This window comes from Microbacterium sp. WCS2018Hpa-23 (assembly GCF_031843845.1).
Lineage (GTDB): Bacteria > Actinomycetota > Actinomycetes > Actinomycetales > Microbacteriaceae > Microbacterium.
In genome coordinates this window covers 154,484-177,361 of sequence record NZ_JAVTIZ010000002.1, presented here as the reverse complement: position 1 = coordinate 177,361, position 22,878 = coordinate 154,484, and the positions used below count along the sequence as shown (strand labels likewise).

The 22,878-nt window shown below is 64.9% G+C and carries 19 protein-coding genes; 4 read left to right on the top strand and 15 right to left on the bottom strand.

The window, feature by feature from the left end; all coding sequences use genetic code 11:
• Positions 1–24 precede the first annotated feature (24 nt).
• From RQG77_RS04385 to RQG77_RS04375, 3 genes are all read right to left on the bottom strand, one after another.
• A complete protein-coding gene (locus RQG77_RS04385) occupies positions 25–792 on the bottom strand; it encodes an ABC transporter ATP-binding protein (protein ID WP_311243607.1) in 768 nt (255 codons plus the stop codon).
• On the bottom strand, positions 789–1,772 hold the full coding sequence (locus RQG77_RS04380) for an iron ABC transporter permease (protein ID WP_311243606.1): 984 nt from the start codon (positions 1,770–1,772) through the stop codon (positions 789–791). The genes RQG77_RS04385 and RQG77_RS04380 overlap by 4 nt, the downstream gene beginning before the upstream one ends.
• A gap of 80 nt (positions 1,773–1,852) precedes the next feature.
• Entirely contained in the window at positions 1,853–3,334 is a 1,482-nt protein-coding gene (locus tag RQG77_RS04375; protein ID WP_091030071.1) for a DHA2 family efflux MFS transporter permease subunit, read from the bottom strand.
• Between the two features lie 225 nt (positions 3,335–3,559).
• On the opposite strand from RQG77_RS04375, the gene RQG77_RS04370 reads away from it, so the two are divergent.
• Together RQG77_RS04370 and RQG77_RS04365 are read left to right on the top strand one after the other, a co-directional pair.
• Complete coding sequence (locus RQG77_RS04370; RefSeq protein ID WP_311243605.1) at positions 3,560–4,657, top strand: ABC transporter substrate-binding protein; 1,098 nt, start codon at positions 3,560–3,562, stop codon at positions 4,655–4,657.
• A gap of 181 nt (positions 4,658–4,838) precedes the next feature.
• Positions 4,839–5,849 carry a LacI family DNA-binding transcriptional regulator gene (locus RQG77_RS04365; RefSeq protein WP_311243604.1) on the top strand — a complete coding sequence of 337 codons (1,011 nt, stop codon included), beginning with the start codon at positions 4,839–4,841 and terminating at the stop codon, positions 5,847–5,849.
• 49 nt (positions 5,850–5,898) lie between these two features.
• On the opposite strand, the gene RQG77_RS04360 is transcribed toward RQG77_RS04365, so the two are convergent.
• The 10 genes from RQG77_RS04360 to RQG77_RS04315 all read right to left on the bottom strand — a co-directional run bounded on the left by RQG77_RS04360 (position 5,899) and on the right by RQG77_RS04315 (position 18,358).
• Positions 5,899–7,938 carry a beta-galactosidase gene (locus RQG77_RS04360; RefSeq protein ID WP_311243603.1) on the bottom strand — a complete coding sequence of 680 codons (2,040 nt, stop codon included), beginning with the start codon at positions 7,936–7,938 and terminating at the stop codon, positions 5,899–5,901.
• Positions 7,939–8,013: 75 nt separating this feature from the next.
• A complete protein-coding gene (locus tag RQG77_RS04355) occupies positions 8,014–9,333 on the bottom strand; it encodes an ABC transporter substrate-binding protein (protein WP_311243602.1) in 1,320 nt (439 codons plus the stop codon).
• Between the two features lie 40 nt (positions 9,334–9,373).
• A complete protein-coding gene (locus tag RQG77_RS04350) occupies positions 9,374–10,234 on the bottom strand; it encodes a carbohydrate ABC transporter permease (RefSeq protein WP_311243814.1) in 861 nt (286 codons plus the stop codon).
• Between the two features lie 4 nt (positions 10,235–10,238).
• Positions 10,239–11,162 carry a sugar ABC transporter permease gene (locus RQG77_RS04345; RefSeq protein ID WP_311243601.1) on the bottom strand — a complete coding sequence of 308 codons (924 nt, stop codon included), beginning with the start codon at positions 11,160–11,162 and terminating at the stop codon, positions 10,239–10,241.
• 145 nt (positions 11,163–11,307) lie between these two features.
• Positions 11,308–13,761: a family 78 glycoside hydrolase catalytic domain gene (locus tag RQG77_RS04340; protein ID WP_311243813.1), complete on the bottom strand. Its 2,454-nt coding sequence runs from the start codon at positions 13,759–13,761 to the stop codon at positions 11,308–11,310.
• Positions 13,762–14,023: 262 nt separating this feature from the next.
• Positions 14,024–14,875, bottom strand: coding sequence for a fumarylacetoacetate hydrolase family protein (locus RQG77_RS04335; RefSeq protein WP_311243600.1), 852 nt, complete (start codon positions 14,873–14,875; stop codon positions 14,024–14,026).
• A 9-nt stretch (positions 14,876–14,884) separates the two neighbouring features.
• The gene (locus tag RQG77_RS04330) at positions 14,885–15,760 is read right to left on the bottom strand and encodes a fumarylacetoacetate hydrolase family protein (protein WP_311243599.1); all 876 of its coding nucleotides are present in this window, start codon (positions 15,758–15,760) and stop codon (positions 14,885–14,887) included.
• Positions 15,761–15,797: 37 nt separating this feature from the next.
• Positions 15,798–16,577, bottom strand: coding sequence for an SDR family NAD(P)-dependent oxidoreductase (locus RQG77_RS04325; RefSeq protein WP_194762689.1), 780 nt, complete (start codon positions 16,575–16,577; stop codon positions 15,798–15,800).
• 19 nt (positions 16,578–16,596) lie between these two features.
• Complete coding sequence (locus tag RQG77_RS04320) at positions 16,597–17,388, bottom strand: SDR family oxidoreductase (protein ID WP_311243598.1); 792 nt, start codon at positions 17,386–17,388, stop codon at positions 16,597–16,599.
• An 85-nt stretch (positions 17,389–17,473) separates the two neighbouring features.
• Positions 17,474–18,358, bottom strand: coding sequence for an alpha/beta hydrolase fold domain-containing protein (locus RQG77_RS04315; protein ID WP_311243597.1), 885 nt, complete (start codon positions 18,356–18,358; stop codon positions 17,474–17,476).
• A gap of 104 nt (positions 18,359–18,462) precedes the next feature.
• Between RQG77_RS04315 and RQG77_RS04310 the strand changes: the two genes are divergently transcribed.
• Together RQG77_RS04310 and RQG77_RS04305 are read left to right on the top strand one after the other, a co-directional pair.
• The gene (locus RQG77_RS04310; protein ID WP_311243596.1) at positions 18,463–19,017 is read left to right on the top strand and encodes a carboxymuconolactone decarboxylase family protein; all 555 of its coding nucleotides are present in this window, start codon (positions 18,463–18,465) and stop codon (positions 19,015–19,017) included.
• A gap of 18 nt (positions 19,018–19,035) precedes the next feature.
• The gene (locus RQG77_RS04305) at positions 19,036–19,848 is read left to right on the top strand and encodes an IclR family transcriptional regulator (protein WP_311243595.1); all 813 of its coding nucleotides are present in this window, start codon (positions 19,036–19,038) and stop codon (positions 19,846–19,848) included.
• Here the strand turns inward: RQG77_RS04305 and RQG77_RS04300 are convergent.
• Together RQG77_RS04300 and RQG77_RS04295 are read right to left on the bottom strand one after the other, a co-directional pair.
• Positions 19,820–22,087 (bottom strand): family 78 glycoside hydrolase catalytic domain, encoded by a 2,268-nt coding sequence (locus tag RQG77_RS04300; RefSeq protein WP_311243594.1) that lies wholly within the window; start codon positions 22,085–22,087, stop codon positions 19,820–19,822. The two genes, RQG77_RS04305 and RQG77_RS04300, sit on opposite strands and share 29 nt — an antisense overlap.
• A 20-nt stretch (positions 22,088–22,107) precedes the next feature.
• Entirely contained in the window at positions 22,108–22,878 is a 771-nt protein-coding gene (locus RQG77_RS04295; RefSeq protein WP_311243593.1) for an alpha/beta hydrolase, read from the bottom strand.

Here is a 22,878-nt window from a genome sequence, read left to right as displayed (position 1 = left end):
TTTGCACCTCCGCACACATGCGGGTCAACGCATCGGCGCAGTGAGCAGATGCGGCCGCCCGGTGATCGGATGCTCGATGAGTCGCGAGTCGACGGCGAAGACCTCTCGCGTCAGCTCCGATGTCAGTGTCTCGGACGGGATACCGGCCGCCTTGATGCGCCCCTCATGCATCACGATGATCCGATCGGCATGGGCGACCGCGTGATTGAGATCGTGCAGAACGACCACGCGCGTGAGATCGACGGATTCCAGAAGGCTCAGCAGATCGTGCTGCGCCGTGATGTCGAGGTGGTTCGTTGGCTCGTCGAGCATCAGAACCGGCGCATCCTGAGTGAGAGCCCGCGCGAGGAGCACCCGCTGCCGCTCACCCCCGGAGAGCGTGGCGTACTTGCGGTCGGCCATGTGCGCGGCCCCGCATCTCACCAGTGCGGCATCAACATGGTCGCGGTCAGCTTTCGTCTCACCGCGATACCAGGACTGGTGGGCATGACGCCCGGTCGCGACGATGTCGCGAACCAGCATGCTGTCGTTGCTGGTCTGATGCTGCGTCACCACCGCGCGCAACAGCGCCGCTCGCCGTGGCGCGACATTCCAGACGTTCGCGCTCCCGATGAGGATGCAGCCGGCATCCGGCTTGAGCGCGCGATACATCGCGCGCAGGAGCGTGGACTTTCCCGAACCATTCGGACCGACGATCGCGACGAACTCACCCGAGGTGATCTCAAGCGAGAGCTCCTCGATGAAGCGCGTGCCTCCGACACTGAGGCCGAGGTCCGTGATGGCGATCTTCATGTACGGCCTTCCGGTGATCTCATCAGCCAGAGAAAGAACGGTCCTCCCACGAGCGCGGTGAAGATCGTCAGCGGATACTCGTTCGGGCTGCCCACGGTTCGGGCCACCAGGTCGACGGCGATCAGGAAGATCGCCCCCGCGAGCGCGGCGACCGGGAGCAATCGCCGATAATCCGCCCCGACGATCATGCGCACAGCGTGCGGGATGATCAGACCGACGAAGCCGACGCCGCCCGCGACCGCGACGGTCACGGCCGTGAGGAGCGCGGCGACGATGAGGAGTCCGAGTCGGAAACGGCGCAGATTCACGCCGACCGCGACGGCGTCATCGTCGCCGAGCGCCAGGGCGTTCAACCCTCGCGCCTGGCTCAGCAGCCAGGCTCCCGCGAGGACCATGACGATGGTGGGCAGTAGAAGGCCTTCCCATCGTGCTCCCGCGACGCTCCCCATCATCCAGAAGAGGATCCCTCGCACCTGCCCCGGCTCGGCCTGCAGCTGAGCGAAGCTGGTTCCCGCCATCGCGACGTATCCGAGCGCCACACCGGAGAGAACGAGTCGCATGTCGGTGAAGTTTCCCGATCGTTGCGCGAACGCGAAGACCAGAACGAGGATGACCAGTGCGCCGACGAACGCTGCCGCCGGAGTGGTGAGCCCGAAGATCACACTCGAGCCGAAGGTCATCACCAGCACCGCGCCGAGAGATGCTCCTGACGAGACCCCGACGATGTACGGATCCGCCAGCGGATTCCGAAGCAGACCCTGCAGAGCTGCGCCGGCCAGCGCCAGCGCCGCGCCGACCACGCCCGCCATCAGCACCCGCGGGACGCGCAGCTCCCAGACGATCTTCTGATAGATCGAATCGACAGCGCTGGACTCGCCTGTCACGTTCGCCCACACCACTCCGATCACGCGATCGATGCCGACGTTGACGCTCCCGAAGCAGACAGCGACCACTGCAGTGACCAGAATCACCGCGCCCATAACCATCACCCACAGTGGCAACGACACCACTGCGGCGATACGAGGTCTGCGGCCTCGAACGGGTGCCGTCTTCGAGAGCGTCAAGAGCTCGTGGGCGGGACGAGCTCTCCGCCGGCGTCGTCCGCGGGTCTGCACACGAACGCGCTGAGAGCGACGGTCGCGAGGGAGATGAGCGCGGCGATCAGGAACGCCGCACGTGCTCCCGTCGCTCCCGCCGCTGCAGCCGTGAGGCCGTCACTCTCGCCCGCATGCAGGATCGATGAGTACGTCACCAGCAACACTGCGACTCCGGCCGCGCCGCCGACCTGCTGCAACGTGTTCAACACCGCGGTACCGTGCGAATACAGCCGGCGGGGAAGAGAGCCCAGCGAGGCGGAGAACAGCGGGGTGAACGACATCGCCAGCCCGACCGACATCGCCGCCTGCACGATGATCAGCACCCACCACACGGTGTGCTCACCGACGGTCGAATAGTAGAACAGCGCCGCGGACACGAGGATCGTGCCAGGGATGAGCAGCGGGCGCGTGCCTCGTGCGTCGTAGACGCGACCCATGATCGGACCGAGCAGACCCATCAGCAACGAGCCGGGGAGCAGGATCAGACCGGCCTGGAGCGGGTCGAGCCCTGCAACGTTCTGCAGATACTGCGGTAGCAGGGTCAGCGTGCCGAACATCGACAGCGCGAGGATCGTCATGATGATCACCGAGACGGTGAAGTTCCCCGAGCGGAACACGCGCAGGTCGAGCAGCGCGTCGTCCTTGCGCTGCAGCAGGAGCTGACGCCAGACGAACAGGCCGAGCGACACGCCACCGACGACGAGCGAGAGGATGCCGACCGTCTCGCCGGATCCGCCCTCGCCGCCGAACTGGCTGAGACCGAACACGATGCCGCCGAAGCCAAGCGCGGCGAGCGGGATCGAGAGCACGTCGAGCGGCACGTTGCGGGTCTCGCCGAGGTTCGTCATCCACTTCGCCCCCATCGCGAGAGCGATCAGCGCGATCGGGAGGATGATGGCGAAGAGTGCGCGCCAGTTGGCCAGCTCGAGTACCGCGCCGGCGAGCGTCGGGCCGATCGCGGGAGCGAGAGAGATCACCAGGCCGACACGGCCCATCATTCGTCCGCGCGACTGCGGCGGAACGACGTTCATGATGGTCGTCATCAGCAGCGGGATCATGACGCCGGTGCCGGCCGCCTGGATCACGCGTCCGACGAGCAGTGTCGCGAAGCCCGGAGCGACGAGCGCCACCAGCGTGCCCAGCGAGAACGCGATCATCGCGGCGATGAAGACCTGACGGGTCGTGAAACGCTGGAGGATGAATCCGGTCGTCGGGATGACGACGGCCATGGTCAGCATGAAGGCGCTTGTCAGCCACTGACCCAGCTCGGGCGGGATGCCGAGATCGGTGTTGAGGTCAGGGATCGCGATCCCCATCGTGGTCTCGTTCAGGATCGAGACGAACGCGGCGACCAACAGCAGCCAGATCACGCGCATGTCAGAGCGCGGGATCATCCCTGACGTGGCGGCCGGAATCTTGATCGGACCGGTATCGACGGCAGACATGCGGCCTCCTGGGCCTGGAGAGAATGAGGCGGCGAACGGGAGACCGGGCCGTCAGGGCAAGTATGAGCGGCTCACGCTTGCCGACCGGAGGACGGGATCGGGATGCACGGCTCGGTCTTATTCTACGGTACGTAGAGTTAACAGGGACATTCGAGCCTGCCGGGCGGATCCTTAACACTACCTATTGTAGAGTTAAGCCACTTGACACCCAGGAAGGTTCGTCCGATGCACATCACGAAATCCCGAGCTGCGACCGCGCTCACTTCACTCGTCCTTCTCAGCGTCCTGGCCGGATGCGCCGCCAGCCCGTCCGATGCGACCAAGACCGAATCGCCGACCGTCGATGGAACCGCCCTGATGGGCGGGAGCACCGAATACCCCCTCACGATCGACAACTGCGGCTTTGAGCAGACCTTCACGGAAAAGCCCGAGCGCGTAGTGCTCATGAATGGCGCGTCCGTCGCCGAGGTCGAGTCCCTTCTACTGCTCGGACTCGACGACACCATCCTCGCGAACATGCAGAACTACGGCATGTCCGATCAGCCAGAGCTGGTCGCGCAGATCGACGCGCTGCCCACAGGCGATCTGGACATGGCCGGGAGCTTCGAGATCCCCGCCGAGCAGTTGCTCGCCCTCAAGCCCGACCTGGTGATCGCGACGACGTCGGGCGGTTTCGACTCGGCCAACGGCCAAGCATCACGCGACGAACTCGCCGCCGAGGGCATCAACACGATCGTCAATCCGGCGAACTGCGCCATGGGCAAGGAAGACGCCACGGAAGAAGAGCTCTCCGCCTTCGACAACGCCACGGTCGAGTCGTCGTTCGGGTTCCTCAATCTCGTCGGCAACGTCTTCGATCGCCAGGACGAAGCTGAAGCGCTCGTCAACGACCTCCGCTCTCAGATCGACGCCGTATCGTCTGCGGTGGAGGGCCAGGAGACGCCGACCGGTCTCATCGTCTTCCCCAGCATGTCCATGATGACGACCAACGGCATGCCTGCGGTCTTCCTCGGCGGCATCTTCGATGATGTTCTGAACCGGGCCGGAGTCGTCGGGTCGTTCCAGGACAGCGACCTGACATTCACGTCAACCATTGACGCTGAGCACCTGGCCACGGCAGATGTCGACGTTCTTGTCGTCGGTGGGTTCATGCCGGGTGAGGATCTCGACGCCGAAGCCGCCGCGCTCTTCGCTGAGTACCCGCAGTGGGATGCCGCGAAGAACAACAACTACGTCACCGTCTCCGACGGCGTGTACGTCGGCCCGACGAATGCCGCCGCGATCGAGAAGATCGCGCGCGCCGCGCACCCCGACGCATTCTGAACTCTCCCGCAGATGGTCCGGCGATCCTGTGATCGCCGGACCTTTCGCATGGGTGAATGTGGCCCGACTCGGACGCGAACCCGCACGAGCGGAGAGAGCCTGCGCTCCCAGGAAGCGCTTCCTCCGCTATGCTGAGCGGCAGCATCCGGAGCCCGATGCCCCGAGCCGCAGAGGATTGAAGATGGCGAGACTGGCCCAGCGCACGCCCACCATGGACGACGTCGCCGAGCTCGCAGGCGTATCGAGAACTACGGTCTCGCGGGTGTTCAGCAACACGGTGACCGTCGACCCGCTGCTGTCGCAGAAGGTTCATGACGCTGCGGCGAAGCTGCGCTACTCACCCAGCCAGATCGCTCGTGGTCTCGCCAAGGGCCGGACGCACTCGGTGGGCATTCTCGTCCCCGAGCTCGACAATCCCATCTTTCAGCGCACGCTCACCGGCCTCTCGCAGGCCGCCGGCGAGGACAGATATCAGGTGCTGATCGCTGACTCGTCGGAGCGACTCGCGAACGAGGCAGAGCTGATCACCGAGCTGCGGCGCCGATGCGATGCGATCGTCCTCTGCTCGCCGCGAATGGACGACGCTGAGCTGTCGACGCTGGTCGCACGCCTCGGCCCGGTCGTGATGATCTATCGCTCTGTACCGGTTCCCGGAGTTCCGGTCATCGCCGTCAGCCTCGAGGATGGGGTGCGATTGCTCGCTGAGCACTTGCACGAGCTCGGGCACCGTCACATCGCATTCCTCGACGGCGGCGAGAAGTCAAGATCAGGCGCCCGTCGGTTCGCCGCTCTCGAGGAGTTCTGCGCAGATCACCCTGACGTACGAGTGAGCCGCGTCACCGGCGGAGGCACCATCCAGGCCGGCTACGCCGCCGCGGATGCCGTCCTGGCCACGGACGCGACAGCCGTGATGGCTTTCAACGACGTCGTCGCGATGGGCCTGCTCAGTGCGTTGCAGCGACGCGGCGTCGTCGTCCCTGAGCAGCTGTCGGTGACCGGTTTCGACGACATCACGTTCAGCGAGTTCACCAACCCGCCGCTCACGACGGCGGCGATTCCGGCCGAGGAGCTCGGGCGTCTCGCCTGGGAACGGCTTCACGCGATGCTGGTGGACGGTGAGACGGATGACGGAGCGACTGTCGTCCCGTCGGTGCACCTGCGGGCCTCGACGTCAGCAGTGATCTCGGACTGACACCGACGGCACCGTCACGGTGGATCCGCTCGGGTGCCGCCGGCGCAGGTCAGGCTCTGCTGTCTGCCACTGGCTGCCGATCGCGCTTCAGGACTGCAACGGCTGCGGGCTCGAGAGTCAAGGTGTCCCCCGCGACGACGGCAACGCGCCCTGACAGCAGCTCCGCCGCACCAGGGGGGACCGTGATCTCTGCAGAGTGCTGCCCATGGTTGAGGAGGAAGAGATATGACCCCTCAGGTCCGTGACGTTCGACCGCTTCGACTCCGGCGGGCGTCTCTAGGACAGCAGCGACCTGGGCGTCGGCGAGCACGGTGTCGAGCATCCGATCCATGCCCGTCTCGCTCAGCTGAGTGCCGAGATACGTCACCACGCCGTCGCCGAGCTCGTGGCGCAGGATCGCCGCCTCCCCCTCGAGGTAGCCGTCCGTGTAGGTCGCGAGAACCGTGGCACCATCGGTGACGAGATCGTCCTGCCACAGGCCGGCGTCCGTCTCTGAGCCACGCATTTCCACGCGCACTCGCTCGTCCGATGGCAACGGCGAGAACTCGCGAACGCGTCCGCCGATGAGCGACAGAAGACCACCGGGATAGCCGCCGGGGATCACCCGATCGTGCTCGTCAACGACGCCCGAGAAGAAGGAGATCAGTACGTGGCCGCCTGACCGCACATAGGCGCTGAGCTGCTCGGCCTGCGCCTCGCTGAGCACATAGCTGTTCGGTATCACGATGAGGCGATAACCGGACATGTCGGCGTCGAGGGTGATCACGTCGGTGGCGATGTTGCGTCGCCACAGCGGGGTGAAGTGCCGCGTCACGATGTCGACGTAGCTGAGCTTCGTGGGGTGTGCGACGCCTTCCATCGCCCACCAGTTCTCCCAGTCCCAGACGATGGCCACCGCCGCCTCCGCAGTGGTTCCTGCGATCTCCTCGAGCTGTGTGAGCTCCTGTCCGAGATCGACGACCTCCTGCCAGGTCCGGGTGTCGGTCCCGCTGTGCGGCAGCATCGCCGAATGGAACTTCTCCTGGCCGTATCGCGAGGCGCGCCACTGGAAGAACATCACCGCGTCGGCTCCGTGCGCGATGGCCTGGAAGGATCCCAGACGCATCCTGCCCGGCTTCTTGACGAGGTTGAGCGGCCACTGACTGACGGCGCTGCTTGCCTGCTCCATCATCAGCCAGGGCTGCCCGCCCTTCAGCGACCGCATCAGGTCGTAGTTGAACGCAGCGGTGATGTGCGATTCGGCGTCGGCGGGGTTCGGATAGATGTCCAGCGCGACAGCATCCTCTTCCGCTGCCCAGCGGGTGTAATCGGCGCCCGGGAAAAACCGCATGAAGTTCGTCAGCACCGGAATCTCGGGCGTGATCGCGCGCATGATGTCGCGCTCCTCGCGGAAGCAGTCGAGCAGCAGCTCGGAGGAGAAGCGTTTGAAGTCGAGCTCACGCGCCGGATTCACGTTTCCCATCACCGGTTTCGGAAGGTCGACCTGACTCCAGTCGCTGTAACGCTGGCTCCAGAAGGTCGTACCCCAGTGCTCGTTCAGGACCTCCAGCGATCCGTGTCGGTCGAGGAGCCAGTCGCGGAACCGCGCACCGCACTGATCGCAGAAGCACTGCGTGTGATATTCGTTGCCGATGTGCCACATCGCCAGAGCCGGGTGGTTGCCATAGCGTTCCGCGAGCGCTCGCGCGATCTTCTGGCTGCGCTCGCGGTAGACCGCCGATGACGGGCAGAAGTGCGCCCGGCTTCCGATCGCGATCTTCCGCCCCTCCCTGTTGGTGGGAAGCACCTCTGGATGCTCGGTCGCGAGCCACGGCGGCGGCGCGGCGTTCGGCGTGCTGAGGTTCACGGAGATCCCGTGTTCGTGCAGGATGTCCATCACCTCGTCGAGCCACCCGAACTCCAGCTGGCCGTCAGCGGGTTCCAGTGACGACCAGGAGAAGACGCCGACGCTCACCAGCCGTACGCCCGCTTGCCTCATCAGCGCGGCGTCCTCGAGCCAAGTCTCCCTCGTCCATTGGTCGGGGTTGTAGTCGCCTCCGTAGACGATGCCGGGAAGCCGGGCGGTGAAGTTGTGGATGGGGTTCGTCACGTGACGCCTTCTGGTCGATCTGATCGGAGTCGGAGTGCGCGGGGCCCCTGACACGAGGCCCCGCGCGCAGCGAGGCTACATCGCCGCTTCGAGCTCGGAGATGAACTGCTTCGCTGCTTCGTCGGGGGTGATCTGATCGAAGATCACCTGCTGGTTCAGTCTGGCGAACAGCGGCACGAGCTCGGGCCCGGCGTCGAGGTTCGGCTTCGGGAAGCCGGCGACCGACAGCTCGGAAACCTCTGTCACGTAGTCCGCCAGCTTCTGCTCCGACGGCGAGAAGTCACCTTCGATGGACGCGAGTACCTCACTGTTCCCCGGTACGCCACGGTCAGAGCGCAGGATCGCACCCGCCTCCTCGCTGTTCACGATGAAGTCGATCAGCATCGCGGACTCGACCGGATGCTCCGACTTCGCCGAGACCGAGTAGTAGACGCCGGGCTTGACGTAGGCACCAGGGCGGTCGCCGTCGGACTCGCCCGGGAAGAGGAGCAGCTCGAGTTCGCGTCCGGAGGCTGTCTGCAGCGCTTCGACCTGGTTGGCGGAGAGGATGGACATCGCGGCGGTGTGGGTCGCGATCGGAGACTGCTCCAGTCCGAGCGATGCCTGCTCCACCGCGAGCGAGGCCGACGGCGTCGCGCCACTGTCGCGCAGCTCGAGGATGTACTCCCACCATGCGGCGGCAGTCTTCTCGGTGAAGCCGACGGTGGCGTCGTCGGGGCTCCAGAGATCTTCGCCACGCTGACGGATGAACATATTGAAGCCTTGTTCGTCGAGCGGGAGCGTGGCGCCGTAGACGTCGGGCCCTGCCTTCTCACTGATCTCCGCGGCGATGTCGAGGTAGTCGCCCCACGTCCAGGTCTCGTCGTCGGGCACCTCGATCCCCGCCTCCGAGAAGATCTGCGGATCGATGACGACGCCGAACGTGCCCACTCCTCCCGGCACCCCGTATACCCCGTCATCGATCGTCGACCCTTCGAGCGCGCCCTCATCGAACTGGTCGAGCGGGAGCACATCCGCGTGGTCCGACAGGTTCACGAGCAGACCGCTGTCGACGTACTCGTAGATGAAGGGGTCGACCTGCTGCATGACGTCGGGGGCGTCTCCTGCGGCCACGGTCGTGGAGAGTTTGTCCCAATAGTCCGTATAAGGAGCGAACTCGGGCACCACGGTGATGTTCGGGTGCTCCTTCTCGAACAGGTCGATCACCTGCTGCGTCATGGTGTGTCTGGTGTCGGATCCCCACCAGTTGAAGCGGATGGTGACCGGCTCATCGGAGGCTGTCGCCGGTGCGGATTCCGATGGCGCCGCGCATCCGGCGAGCACCATCGTCACGGCGGCACCGAGAGCTGCGAGGCGTACGAGTCGAGCCGTATGGCTCGTGCGGGGGTGTGTCATGTCATTGCTCCATTGCAGTTGTGATCGATCAGGGAAGAGGTCATTTGAGTCCGGTGGTCGCGATGCCTTTGATCAGGTAGCGCTGCCCCACGAGGAAGACGAGGAAGACAGGGATGAGGGTCACGACCGACATCGCGAACAGCGAACCCCAGGAGGATCCCCCTGTCGAGTCGACGAAGTTGCGGAGCGCGACCGGGACCGTGAGAACGTCCGGACGCGTGAGGTAGATGAGCTGACTGTAGAAGTCGTTCCAGGTCCAGATGAAGGTGAAGATGGCGGTGGTGGCGAGCGCCGGCACGGAGAGCGGCAGCAGCACCTGGAAGTAGGTGCGCCAGTACCCCGCGCCGTCGATGCGAGCAGCCTCGTCGAGTTCCTTGGGGAGTCCGCGGAAGAACTGCACCATGAGGAAGATGAAGAATGCGTCGGTGGCAAGGAACTTCGGGACGATGAGCGGCAGGAACGTGTTGACCCAGCCGAGGTTCGAGAAGAGGACGTACTGCGGAACGATGAGCACGTGGATCGGCAGCATCAGAGTCATCAGCATGAGTGCGAAAAAGATCTTCTTGCCCCGGAACTCCAGCTTGGCGAACGCGTAGGCGGCCATCGAGCAGGTGATGAGGTTGCCCAGCAGACTGCCGAGGACGATCGCACCCGAGTTGAGCAGATAGAGACCGAAGGGACTCGACAGCGCGTTCCAGCCATCGGTGTAATTGCTGAAGTCGATCGTCTCGGGAAGCAGCGACGGATCGCGGAAGATCAGCTCCTCCGGCTTGAGGGAACTCGCGACCATCCACAGCAGCGGATAGATCAGCAGCACGCCCACGGCGATCAGGATGATGTGCCTCACGACCTTCGAGAGCGTGATGCGGCGGGCAGACGGCGCGCTCGAGCGGCGCTTCAGGAGATCAGTCGCGGTCACTGTAGAACACCCAATGCTTGGAGGCGATGAAGTTCACCGCGGTGAAGACGGCGATGATGAGCAGCAGGAACCAGGCCATCGCGGAGGCATAGCCCATGTCGCGCTTGCCGAAGCCCTCCTGATAGAGGTAGAGCGTGTAGAAGAGAGTCGAGTCGGCCGGACCCCCTGAACCACCTGAGACGATGAACGCCTGCGTGAACGTCTGGAACGAGCCGATGATCTGCAGGATCAGATTGAAGAAGATGATCGGCGAGAGTAGCGGCAATGTGATGCTTCGGAACTGTCGCCACCGACCCGCGCCGTCGATGGACGCCGCTTCGTAGTACATCTCCGGGATCTGTCGCAGCCCTGCGAGGAAGATGACCATCGCGGACCCGAAGGTCCACACGTGCAGCGCGACAAGGGTGCCGAGCGCCGTGTCGGGGTCCGAGATCCAGCCGGGGCCATCGATGCCGAACAGCGCGAGAAACTGGTTGACGAGCCCCTCCGTACCGAAGAGCTGACGCCACAGGATGCCCACCGCTACCGAACCGCCGAGAAGTGACGGCAGGTAGTAGACCGAGCGATAGATCGCCAGGCCGCGGATGCCGCGGTTCAGCATGATCGCCAGGCCGAGCGCGGCAGCCATGAGCAACGGCACCCCCAGGAACACGTACGTGAACGTGACGCCCAAGGACTTCGCGAGTCGGGGATCGTTCAGCATGTCCGCATAGTTCTCGAGACCGATGAACTCAGGCGGCTTGAGGAGGTTGTAGTCGGTGAAGGACAGATAGAGCGAGGCGACCATCGGGAAGGCCGTGATCGCCAGCATCCCGACGAACCACGGAGCAAGGAAGCTCCACGCTGCACGTTCCTGGTGGCGGGCGGCCAGGCTGAGCTTGCGCTTCTGCTGGGGTGGGGCGGCGGCCATCAATGCCCTCTTCATCGTCGTCATTGAGCGGGGAAGCGCTTCCTTGGGAAGCGCTTCCCCGAGTATAGGACGAGTCCTGAGACATGTAAAGTCACGCTCTCGGACGACGGACCACCCGACGCCGAAGCACGAACCGCGGTCGCGTCTACAGGCTGACGGTGTGAACGCTGCTGCCCGGGTCGAGCACTCGCTCAGTGCCACCCACGCGAAGAACCGCGGCAACCCCGTGCGGGATGTCAACCTCCACGACAACATCCTCTGCGTCGCGCTGCCACTCGACCCGTAGACGGCCGAATGGTGTGCCGACGTGACCGCTCGCGCGGTCGAGTCCCATGTCCGTCCCTGGTTCGATCGCTGCAGTCTGGTATCCCGGAGACAAGGGGCGGATGCCGACGATACGCCGATAGAGCCAGTCATCGACGGCACCGGAAGCATAGTGGTTGAGCGACGTAGCGCGGACCTCGCCGTCGGGCGCGATCGCATCCCAAGACTCCCAGATCGTCGTCGCACCGTGATCGACTTCATACAGCCACGAGGGCATCCCGGACTGCCAGAGCAGACGACGCGCGACTTCGCGGTGCCCGTTATCGCACAGCACATCGAGCAGATATGGCGTAGAGAGGAACCCCGTGTCGAGCCGGTACCCACGCTCTGTGATGAGTTGAACCAGTCGCGCCGCGGTCAGCGGACGAGCCACCTCCGGAACCATTTCGAACGCGAGCGCCAAGACGTAGAGCCCTTGAAGGCGGACCGGAAGGTCGCCGAGCGCATCGACGTACTCGGCGGCGAAGGCCGCTCTGACCGCGGATGCCCGCTCGGCGAAATCCTTCGCATCCGCATCCCTGCCCAGGACTCTCGCGGCTCGGGCTGCGATCGTGAGCGTGTTCGCCTGAAACATCGGAGCCACGAACTCGCTTGTCAGCGCTGGGGCCATGCCGACGGCCTCATGCATGGGGCGATTCTCCAGCGTGCTGGGAGTGAGCCAGTCACCGAAATGAAGCCCCGCGTTGTAGAGCAAGGCCTGTACATCTCGGCGATCCTCCGATAACGACTCTTTCTCAAGCGCATCAGGAAGCGAGCGCACCGCTTCCCGCCGCTGATACTCGACCCATCGCGTCAAGCTCTCATAATTCACCTCGAGCACATGCGGGTCACCGTATCGCTCGTATAGCGTCCATGGCACGATGGCGATCGCGTCGCTCCACCCTGCGGAGGCAACTATCGAGCCGACCCCTTGCGCGTTCGATGCAGCCTCGGCATCGAAGGGAGAACGCGGAGAGAAGATCGGGATGCGGCCGTCTGGGAGTTGGTCAGCGCAAAGATTTTCCAGCCACCGCGATAGAAAAGGCAGAACCAGTGCATTGTTCGATGCGGCGCCCACGAAGGCCTGGATGTCACCGGCCCACCCGGCCCTTTCCCGCTGCGGACAATCCATCGGCACCGACAGGAAATTACCGCGCTGGCTCCACGCCACATTCTCATGAAGCCGGTTCAGACGTGGGTCCGAAGTCTCGAAGAATCCGGTCTGTTCGAGATCGCTGGCGATGACGATTCCAGTGATGTCCCCAGGCACGAGGGGCAACGAGAGACCACGTACCCTCGCGAAGCGGAATCCGTGGAACGTGAACTCGGGCTCCCACTCGTCTGCCCCGCCAGCGGCGACGAAGATGTCGGTCTGATCTTTATTGATCCCCACGATGTTGTCGAACCATGAGCCGTCAGCGGCGAGAGTCTCGGTGTGCTCGATCACCACGCGCTGCCCGGGGGTCGTGTCGCGGAGCAGCAGCCGCACCCGGCCCGCGATCACTTGCCCGAAGTCGACGATCGAGCCGGCTGGAGTCTCGACGATCGACTGGGCACGAACTTCGAGCACTCGCCTGATCGGCTCGCCGGAGAACGGACGGAGAGCGTCGTAGTCTCGCCCGACCTCGATGACGGGCTCCCACCCCGAGTCATCGAAACCGCCGCGATCCCAACCGTGGGGAACGGCCCGTCTGTCAAAACACTCCCCGACGAAGAGATCCGAGTACACCCATGGCCCCACCGTGCTGCACGCCTCGCCGCCGGAGGCCGCGATGTCGGTGGTGCCGTCCTCGTAGGTCAGATGTAGCTGCCAGATCGCCGATGTTCGGGTTCCGAACTGCGCACTGGATCCGGTCAGCCCTAGCCGGCCCGCCCACCAACCATCGGCGAGCGCCATCCCGAAGATGTTCTCCCCCTCCTCGATCGCATCCGTCACGTCGTAGGTCTGCACGGAGATCCGCTGTTCGTACGCATCCGATCCCGGCGCGAGCGTCTGGTCTCCCGCCCGCACGCCGTTGATGAACGCCGAGTAGACGCCTCGCGCCGTCGCATGAAGACGAGCACGCTCAAGGCCTGCTCGTGCGACGAACGACTGTCGCAGAAGTTGAGGCGGCCGCAGTCGCTGCTCTGGTGGAGAATCCGGGCCTCCCCCGGATATCCAATCGCGAATGCTCCAGCGTTCGATCGAAGCATCCTGCTGCTGCGGCTCCACCCAGCTGGCGACCCAATCCCCCGAGTCGAGCAGCCCGGTTTCGAAACTCGCCTCCGCCCATGGGGTCCAGCCCCCCGCGTGCATCCGGCTTCGGACTCGCCAGCGGTAGATGGTGGATGAGGCGATCGTCTGCCCGGCGTACTCGACGAGCGTCGCGGATTCCTCTACAACGCCACTCGCCCACACGCGGCGATCACCCGCGTGAACCTCCACCTGATAGGCGCTCTGTCGATGAGCGACCTTCCACATGAAGCGAGGTCGACGCGCGCCGATCCCGACGGGCTGCCGCAGATACTCCACGCGCAGATCCTTGAGCACGCCTGGAGTCACCAACGACCTCGCCTCCTCAGCTGTTGTCGAAGTGCGTTGTCAGCGTTCCGATGCCTTCGATCCTGCTGACCAGGACGTCGTCCGCACGGATGAAGCGCTGCGGACTACGGCGGTTGCCGATCCCCGATGGCGTCCCGGAGAAGATCATGTCTCCCGGCAACAGGGGGCAGACAGCGGACAGCCTGACGAGAAGCTCAGGCACGTCGTAAAGCATCATCGAGGTGCGCGAGGACTGCATGCCCTCGCCCGACAGGCTGCACTCGATCGCGAGGTCATCGCGATCGGCGAACTCGTCGGGAGTCACGAGCCAGGGGCCCGTCGGCCCGAACCCGGGGAATGACTTGCCGAGGCTGAACTGCGGCAGCGTGCCCTGAAGCTGAGTCACCCGTTCCGACAGGTCCTGCCCGATCGTGAGGCCGGCGACGTGTTCCCACGCATTCTCGCGATCGACTCGGAAGGTCTTCTTGGCGATGACGACGACAAGCTCCACTTCCCAATCGACGTGGCCTTCCGGCAGCTCGACAACCGCATTCGGCCCGACGATCGACGAAGGGAACTTCGTGAAGGTCACCGGCATCTCATCTGGCGGGTACCCGGCCTCGGCAGCATGCTCGGCATAATTCAGCCCGATCGCGAACACCTGACGCGGGCTCGGCACCGGAGCCCCGAGCCCGCCGGCATCGATCTCGATCGATTCAGCGCTCGGAATCGCGGCCCCCCAGGCGACGAAGTCCGACCACTCCTCGAACAGACTCTGCAGATCAGGTCCGAATCGACCGTCCGAAGCCTTCTCGACATCGATGGCACGTTCGGTGTTGCCGTCCTGTTCGATGATGACGGCTCGACCGTCGAGATTAGCGAGCTTCACGCCGCGCCCTCACCAGTCCACGCGCTGCGGAGCAGGCACACCGTAGCGGTCCTCCCACGAGACGACCGTGTTGCGAAGCGTGCCGATGCCCGTGATCTCGGCCTCGATCTTGTCTCCGGGCTTGAGGTAGAAGTCGAACGGGTTCGGCTGCACCGCTGCCACACCCGAGATCGTGCCCGTGGAGATGATGTCGCCGGCGCTGTAGATCTGCGGCGAGTGGTACGCGACCAGGTGCGGGAACTTGATTCGCGTCTGGTTCGTGTTGCCCTGCTGGCGAACCTCGCCGTTCACTCGCAGCTGCATCGGCAGCTCGTGCATGTCGGGGACCTCATCGCGCGTGACGATCCACGGCCCGATGGGGTTGAACGTGTCGATGCCCTTCGAGAACGAGAAGACGCCCGATTCCATCTCCTTGCGCTGGATATCGCGCGCCGAGATGTCGTTGAACACCGTGAAGCCTGCGATGTAGTCGTCTGCTTCATCGGGGCCGAAGAACTTGCCGGACTTGCCGATGATGATTCCCAGCTCGAGCTCGTAGTCGAGTTCCTTCGTCAGCCCCTCCGGGTACACGATCTCGGCGTCGGGCCCGATGATCGCGTCGACGTTCTGGAAGAACACGATGCCCTTGTGTACGGGGTGCGACCAGTCGACGGCGGTGAGCTCGTCGTGGTGGTCTGCGAAGTTGCCCGCCGTGTGGAAGAACTTCTTGGGGCGGATGGGCGCTTCCAGCTTCACATCGGCGTATGCAATGCGCTCGCCGGTCTCGCGGACGTCGCCGCCGCGCTCGAAGTATTCGCGGGTCGACGGAACATCGAGTTCGAGGACGACGCCCTCTTCCAGTTCCAGACGACCCACGCGGCCGCCGTCGAAGGTGATGAGCTTCATTGGTCTGCTTCTCCTCTGTCGTGTCTGAAGTCGACGCTTATGCGCCGACCATGTTGAATCCACCGTCGGCGAGCATGTAGCCGCCGGTGAGGTGGGCCGCTTCGTCAGTGGCGAGCCAGAGGCACGCCCCTGCGACGAACTCGGGCGGCGGGATGACTCCCATGGGCGTCTGCGAGAGCAGCACCTCGCGGCGTCCGTTCTTCCAGTCCTCACGTTCGAGAAGCCGTTCGGTCTCCATGAACCCGGGTGCGAAGGTGTTCACTCGCACCGACGGCGCGAAGGCCTTCGCGTAGGACTTGGTGATGCCGAGGATCGCGTACTTGGCCGCCGCGTACTGCGGGGCGCGCGCCGAACCGCGGACGACGACTGTCGATCCGACCTGCACGATGTTCCCGTGCCCCTGAGCCAGCATGCGCTCGCCGAACTCGTGCGTCATGAGCAACGTGCCCTTGACGTCGATGTCGATGACAGCGTCGAGTGCTTCCTGCGTGAGCTGGTCCCAGTTCATCTGATCGCTCGAGACGTCACCGACGTTGTTGACCAGCACGTCAAGAGTGCCGAAGGCGGCGAACACCTCGTCGGCCATGCGCCTGATCTGCTCCCAGGACCCGATGTCCGCCTGCACCAGGATGCCGTCGCTGCCGGCCTCGCGGATGCGGGCCAGAGTCGCTTCAGCTCCGGCTTTCGACGATCGATAGTGCACGGCGACCTTGGCGCCCTCCTGGGCGGCACGCACGGCGATCTCGGCGCCGAAACCGGTGCCGGCTCCCGTGACGAGTACGGTCTTGCCCGCGAAGCGGGGGAAGATCTGCGACATGTTGTTCTCCTTCGTGGATTCAGACAAGAGTGCGACCACCGTCGATGTACATCACGTGGCCGGTGATGAACCCGGCGTGGCGGGATGACAGGAACAGCGCGGGGCCGGTGAGCTCATCGGGTGTGCCGAGGCGGCCTGCGGGGACGAGGCTCTCGAGATCCTCACGCTTGCCCGGTTTGGCGAGTTCTCCTGCGGTCAGCGGCGTCTCGATATAGCCGGGTGCGAGTGCGTTGACGGTCACCCCGGAAACAGCCCACTCGCGCGCCATCACACGCAGCAGCTGATTGATGCCGCCTTTCGAGGCCGCGTAGGGCCCGTGTGAATGATGAGCGAGCAGTCCGGAGACGCTGGAGAGCGCGAGGATGCGCCCGAACCTCTGGGCGACCATGTGACGACCCGCCGCCTGCGCGAGCCCGAAGACCGACGACAGGTTGACCTGCAGGATGCGGTCCCATTCATCCTCGGTGAACTCGAGAATGGGGCGACGATCGTTGATTCCCACCGCGTGCAACAGCACGTCGAGGCCGCCGAGAACGGCGATCGCTTCCGTCACGACGCGCGCACCCTCGCCGTGCACGGTGAGGTCTGCCTGCAGCAGCTGGTGCCTCACGCCCAGAGCGGTGAGTTCGACGCCGATCATGTCGAGCGCGCGCTGGTCGCGGTCGACGATGGCGATGGACGCCCCGGCTTCGGCATATGCGACAGCGCAGGCGCCGCCGATTCCGCCCGCACCGGCGATCAGCACTCGGGCTCCGTTCAACCCCAGCCAATCCGTCTGCACGGATGCATCATTCGTCGTCTCGATCGGCATCAGAGCCTCCTTGCGATTCGTGAGCAAAGTTCATTGGGCGAAAGCTGCTTTCGTTCTGTGAACGTAACGCATTCGTGCATGCGAGTCAATCGGCCATCGTCCGGATCATGAGGCCGATGGTGTGAGCCGCGGTGGGGTCCGCGATCTCGTTCAGGTAGCCGTGCTGTGCCGCGGGCTCCTTCAGGAGCGTCACATCCACGCCACCGAGAGCGAGGTCGGCAGCGAAGGCCTCACCCGACGGGCGCAGACTGTCATGCTCGGCGGTCACGATCAACGTTCGGGGCATCCCACGCATGTCGTGCCCACCAGGGTGTGCGTACACCTCCGTGGGTGATACAGCACCGAAGTAGATCTCATTGATCGCCCGACCCGCCTCCGCCGGGAGCCCACCCCCGCCGGGAAGCGACTCCAAGAAGCCAGCAAGCTCAGCATCCATCGGCGGCACCGTCTCATGCAGCACCGGGTAGATCAGCAGGAGCGAATCCGGCAGCCCATCACCGGCATCACGAAGTCGCACGGCGGCTCCGGCCGACAGGTTGGCGCCGGCGCTCGCCCCACCGAGCGAGACCCGCTTCGGGTCGCCTCCCCAGCGGGAGGCGTTCTCGCGCGCCCAACGATGCGCCTCGACCGTCTGCAGCGATGCCGTCGGATAGGGCGAACGCGGCCCTGCCGCGGCGATCTCCGCGGCGACCTGCTCGGGGTCCGGCCCCGTCTCGCCGTCTTCTCGCGGGGGGAGCGGCGGCAGCCCCTCGACCGGGCCGAGGGTGTAGTCGACTGCGACCACAGTGGTCCCGGCCGCTCTCACCTGCTTCGCCACCTCATCAGACTCCGGCATGTCGATCGTCCCCCACAGGAAAGCACCACCGTGCAGCCAGACGAGAACCGAGCCATCGGGATCGTTGGCGGGGTACACCCGAACTCCGAAATCGAAGCCGTGGGCGTGGAGGGTGTGATTCGTTACTTCAGGCATGGGCTCTTCCTTGAGTTAACACTTTTACTTGTCGAAAGCATATTTCGCTGATTGAATACTGATGTCGAACTTAGCACTCCGCAACCCCTCAGAAGGGGCATCTCATGACGCATCGCATCCCTCCGCTTCTCCCCGAGCACCTCACCCCGGAGCAGCGCACGCTGTACGACGAGATCACGGGCGGCGCGCGTGCTCGAGGACCTCAGCACTTCGCGCTCACCGCCGGGGACGGATCCCTGCGCGGCCCGTTCGATCTGATGCTGCGTTCTCCCGCCATCGGAACCGCGCAGCAAGCGCTCGGTGCTGCGATCCGCTATCGCTCGGCGTTCTCCGATCGCGCTCGCGAACTGGCGATCCTCCTCGTGGCGGCACGACGGGACAGCGCATTCGAGCGAGAATCCCACGAAGCCGTCGCCCGGGCGATCGGCTTCAGCGAGAGCGAGCTCGCCTCGCTCCGGATGGCGGACATCTCTTCCTTCACGCAGGAGGAGGCAATCGTGGCTCGCGTCGTCATCGCCCTCCTTGATGGAGACCTCTCCGACGAGCAGTGGACCGAAGCATCCCGCGTGCTCGGCACTGACGGAATCTTCGAAGCGATCGCCCTTGTCGGCTATTACTCCACCCTGGCCTTGCAACTGCGAGTGTTCCGCGTCGGATGAGTGGTACGGTTTCACACGATGAAAGCTGAAATCACTCCGGCGACAGACGTCGCGCCCAAGACTGGCAGTCGCTATCGCATCGAGGCCCTCGCGAAAGGACTCGACGTCCTCCGCCTCTTCGATGAGTCGACGACTTCTCTGAAACTTCGCGAGATCTGCGACCGCACCGGGATCCCTATGCCGACGGCGTTTCGGGTCGTCGCGACCCTCGAGGAGGGCGGCTACCTCGAGCGCTCCTCGGACGGAAGCATCCGCCCCGGTATCGCAGTGCTCCAGCTCGGGTCCGCTGCATTGCGCGGCTCGAGCATCGTGCAACTCAGCGAGCAGCCGCTGCGTCATCTGGCCGAAGAATCCGGCGAGACCGTGAATCTGGGCGTCCTCGTCGGGGATCGAGTGCTCTACCTTGCTCGGTTGAGGAACTCGGACCTCGTGACCGCGAACATCCAGGTGGGGTCTACATTGCCGGCCGCGTATACCTCGATGGGCAAGCTCCTGCTCGCGTATCTGAGTGAAGCGGAGCTGACGTCGGCTCTCCAGGGTCACGACTTCGCTTCGCACGCGGGCCCCAACGCCGCCACGTCGCTCGATGACCTTCGCGAGAGACTCTCGACGATCCGCGACCAGGGGTACTCGCTGCAGGATCAAGAAGTCGCTGCCGGTTTGCGTTCGGTGTCGGTCCCCGTTTTCGGACCGGACGCGGCGCGACCGGCCGCCGCGATCAACATCGCCGTCGCGTCGACGCGTCATGACCTGGACTCGCTTCGGGGTCCGCTCCTCGAGAAGATTCGGAAGACTGCGGATCTCATCTCCCGCCTCCTTCGTTCGACCTGAGCACGTCGGCTCGCCGCGTGTGGGTGCCGGCTCCAACCGATTCATCCTCAAGCCCAGGAATCCGCAGAACGGCATCGGTTCCATCGGGCACTGAGATCTCGACCCGCAACTCGGAACCTTCGATGTCCCAGCGCACCGAGGCCCTGCCGTGTCGAGTGTCGAGGCTCGCTTCGGCCCAGGTAAGTCCGCCACCGGGCTGCGGCGCGAACAGTATCCGCCGATAGCCCGGTTCGAGGGGTGCGATCCCGGCGACCGACCGATGCATCCAGTCGGCGACCGCTCCGAACGCGTAGTGATTGAAGCTCGTCATATCACCCGGATTGATCGAACCGTCGGGCAGCATCGAATCCCAGCGTTCCCAAATCGTGGTCGCGCCCATCGTGACCGCGTAGAGCCATGACGGCGCCTTGCGCTGCAGCAGAAGAGCGTACGCGTCCTCCAGGTGTCCCGTGGCTGCGAGCGCGTCACACACGAACGGCGTCCCCGCGAAGCCCGTGCTGATGCGGTGGCCCGCGTCGCGCACGAGTTCCGCGAGCCGGTCTCCGGCGCGCCTCCGATCGGCCCCATCGAGGATGCCGAATCCCAGCGCAAGGGCGTAGGCGGTCACGCTGTCACTGCGCACCCGCCCATCCTCGACGTAGTGTGCACGGAACGCCTCGCCGATTCGATCGCTGAGAGCGGCGAACTCCTCGGCATCCTGCTGCTCACCCAAGAGTGCGGACGCTTCGGCCATGAGCGTGGCCGTGCGATAGGCGCTCGCGGTCGCGACGACGCCGGACGGCGCCTTCGCGAGTCCGGGGTTGTCCGCCGGAGCGTCCGGATCCAGCCAGTCGCCGAACTGGAAGCCCGAGTCCCAGAGCCCTGCAGGCGAGAGCGATGCCGCAACAGAACGTGTGTGCGCGGACATGAGCGGGTAGGCGTCTCGAAGCGTCTGCTCATTGCCGTACGCGGTCCACAGCGCCCACGGCACCCAGACAGCAGCGTCTCCCCACACAGCCGTCGCTCCCGGAGGCGGGAATCCCGTATCGAGGTACTTCAGCGCGTCGGGGACAACGACCGGCACAGTACCCAAGGGGGCAGCGCGGCGCTCGAGTTCGGTGTCGACGAGCCAGTCGGCCAGAAACCCCTCGACGTCGCCGAGGAACGCTGCGGTGGGTGCGAAGACTGCAAGATCGCCGGTCCATCCGAGTCGCTCATCACGTTGCGGGCAGTCGGTGGGCACGCTGAGGAAGTTGCCGCGCATGCCCCACCGCACGTTGCTGTGCAGCTGGCTCAGATCCGGATCAGAGCACGCGAACGTACCGATCTGGCGGATCTCGGTCGACACGACCACTGCAGTGAGTGCCGTGGGATCGAGTTCGCCCGGCCATCCCGTCACCTCGGCATAGCGGAACCCGTGAAAAGTGAGCGTCGGCTCGAAGACATCGTCGCCGCCGCTCAGGATGAAACGATCCGTCGCCTCTGCTCGGCGCAGCGGACGCGTGCCGAGCTCGTCGTGCTCGATGACCTCGGCATGCCGGATCGTCACAGCGGTTCCGGCGGGCCCAGATACTCGCACCCGGAGAAATCCGACCAGGTTCTGACCGAAATCGACCAGCGTCTTACCTGTCGGTGACTTCCATACACGGTCTACTGCACACTCGCCCTGGCGCACCACCGGTGGCGATTTGCGTTCGACAAGAAGGTCTTCGTCGACGTCGACGATCCGCACAGCGCCCCAATCGCTGTCGTCGAACCCGGGGTGCAACCACGAATCATTCGACAGCCGAGCATCGATCGTCTCTCCGTTGTATAGATCGTCCGCCAGGACCTCGCCCGTCGACGATCGCCAGGATTCGTCTGTGACCACGGCCTGCACGTGCCCGTCCTCGAACAGGATCGTCAGCTCTGCATACCCGGCACGCTCCTCTCCGTAAAGCGCGCGATCACCGGTGAAGCCCAGATACCCGCGGTACCAGCCGTTGCCGAGGCGCAGGCCGAGTACGGTGCGCGCCGACACAGCCGTCGTCACATCGTGCTCGACCACCCGCACACGCCATTCGTAGCTGGTCCACCCCGGCACCAGTAGTTCATCAGACGACGGCCTGCCCCCCACCCAGGCTTCGATCACGCCGAGTGCGCTCACACGAAGGGTCGCGCGGACGACCGCGCCGTGGCCCACGTCGAGCGAGAACTCGTGACGCAAGAGCGGCGCTGGCTCGACGGAGTACAGCGGGGCGATCATGTGCGCAGAGATCATGAGAGATCCTTTCGAACGGTTCAGCGCATGACGCGGTGCACGAACTGCAGAGCCGCGTCGAAGAGGGGACGAGTGTCGGACACGTTGCGCCAGAAGTGGCCGCCGCCCTCGACCGGCACGAGTTCGACGTCAACGTCGGCGGCGCGGAGAGCTTCGGCGAACACCTCGCTCTGCGCAAAGGGCACCAGCGCGTCGGCGGTTCCGTGCGAGATGTGGAACGGAGGGGCTTTCCTGTGCACCTGCGACAGTGGGCTGGCCGCGCGAGCTGCCTCGGGTCGCTCAGCGGCGCGGCCACCGATCCACTGTGCTTCGCGCGTATGGTCCGGGACCTCACGCGTCTCGTGATCCGCCATGGCCGCGATATCCGCCGGGCCGAACCAGTCGACGACACCCCGGACATCGGATCGTCGAAGACCGACGAGGGAGGCGAGCGTCGCGCCGGCGGAGACGCCCCACAGGACGACTCTTGTCGGGTCAACGCCGTACTCTGCGCCATGGGTGTGGAGCCAGTCGATTGCCGCGTCGACGTCATCGAGTTGGGCGGGAAAGCGCGCCTCACCGCTCAGCCGATACTCGCAGGACGCCACAGCGTAGCCCGCCGCCACGATGAGTTCGAACGACTCGGCATCCGACATGCCCGGCGTGAACACCTTGCGACTCCCGCGGCACCATCCGCCACCGTGAAGAAACACGATGACGGGCGCGCCACCGACGTCCGGCGTTCTCAGGTCGATCGACAGAGGACGAAATCCGTCCGGCTGCGCGACATCGACCTCGGCGAAGGAGAGCAC